Here is a 1,935-nt window from a genome sequence, read left to right on the forward strand (position 1 = left end):
CCGGTACCGCGCAGCCGGGTTTCGGGTCGTGGGCCGAGCCGCCCGCCGCGCCCACCCGGAAGGCGGAGCCAGGCCGGTGACGGTGAACGGACGTCCGGCCGGGCCGCGTTACGACGTGATCGTGGTGGGGGCGGGGATCGCCGGATCGCTGGTGGCGAGAGCGCTGGGCGAGCGGGGGCGGCGGGTACTGGTGCTGGAGGCCGGAGTGCGTGCGGCCGACCCGGCGCGAGGCCACCTCGAGGCACTGGAGACGTACCGATCGGCGGCGGCCAAGGTACCCGGCTCCCCCTATCGGGCCCGTCCGGCGGCGCCCTGGCCCGAGGTCACCGACCTCGCGGGCCTCGGCAGCGGCGGCTACCGGGCCGACGGTCATCTGGTCCAGCGCGGTGAACTTCCGTACGGCAGCGGGTACGTACGTGTCAACGGTGGCACCGGCAATGTCTGGACCGGGCTGACCCCGAGGATGCATCCAGAGGACTTCCGCACCGAGGACTTCGGCTACGGTCGCAACTGGCCGCTCGGCTATGACCAGTTGGAGCCCTACTACCGGGCTGCGGAACGCGAGATCGGGGTGGCCGCGGACGTCGAGGAGCAGCGCGCCCACGTCGGTCTGCCGTTCCCGGACGACTACGTCTTCCCCATGCGTTCCCTGCCCGCCGCCCACCTGGACCGGGTCATGGCCGAGCGGCTCGACGGACGGTGCGTCAAGGACCCGGCCGCTCGTGTACCGGTGGAGCTGCGGGTGACCGGCACGCCGCAGGGCCGCAACGGTGACCCGAACTCCTCGTACGACGGTGGGGCGGGGTTCGTGCCCGTCGGCGCGGGTGGCCGGCCCGAGACGGGCAGCCGCTGTATGGGCAGCGCCAGTTGCATCCCCATCTGCCCGTCCCACGCCAAGTACACGCCGCTGAAGACCCAGGCCCAGTGGGGGCCGACCGTACGGCTGGTCGACCGTGCCGTGGTCAGCCGGGTCCTCGTCGACGGCAACGGCCGCGCCACGGGGGTCGAATACCTCTCGTACGGCACGGAAGGAGAAGGTGCGACAGGGGCAGCCGCGGTGCCGGTCAGGGCCACGGCGGACATCGTCGTACTGGCCGCGCACGCCATCGAGAACGCCCGGCTGCTGCTGCTCTCGGACCTGGCCGACCGCAGCGACCAGGTCGGCCGCAATCTGATGGACCATCCGGTGCTGCTGACCTGGGGGCTGATGCCCGAACCGGTCGGGCCCTATCGCGGCCCCGGCTCCACCTCGGGTTTCGAGGGCTTCCGATTCGGCCCGGCCCGCCGCTCCCGCGCCCCGTTCCGTATCGAGATCGGAAACTGGGGATGGGTGTGGGCGAAGGGCCCGGCCGACGCGGATGTGGCGGAGCTGCTGCGCACCGGGGGCGAGGACGGACGCGGGCTGTTCGGAGCCGAGTTGCGCACCGCCCTGGGGGATCGCATCGGCCGGCAGTTCGCCTTGCAGTTCGAAATGGAGCAGAGCGCCGACCCGGCCAACCGGATCACCCTCGACCACGACCGCCGCGACGCTCTGGGCCTGCCCCGCCCCGTGGTGACGTACGGCCTCTCGCAGCACGTCAAGAACGGGATGGCGGCGGCCAAGGCGGTCTCCGACCAGATCTTCGCGCTGCTCGGCGCCGAGGACCACACCGACTACACACCCGGCCCGGCCTGGCCGGGACACTTCGTCCACGAAGGGCGGCCGTACGCCTACCGGGGCGCCGGGCACGCCGCGGGCACCCACATCATGGGCGGTTCTCCGGCCTCCTCCGTGGTCGACGAGTGGCAGCGCTGCTGGGACCATCCCGGCCTGTACGCCGTCGGCTGCGGCAGCATGCCCTCGGTCGCCACCTCCAACCCCACCCTGACGATGGCCGCCCTCGCCCTGCGCAGCGCCGAACGCATCGAACGCGATCTTTCGGAACGCGACCGGCC

At 72.5% G+C, this 1,935-nt stretch carries 1 protein-coding gene; it reads left to right on the forward strand.

The window, feature by feature from the left end:
- Positions 1 to 76: 76 nt before the first annotated feature.
- Positions 77 to 1,935: GMC family oxidoreductase (locus tag AOK08_RS48610; protein WP_198539558.1), on the forward strand; the 1,859-nt coding region annotated here is incomplete at its 3' end.

This window comes from Streptomyces graminilatus (genome assembly GCF_001418565.1).
GTDB classification, from domain to species: Bacteria; Actinomycetota; Actinomycetes; order Streptomycetales; family Streptomycetaceae; genus Streptomyces; species Streptomyces graminilatus.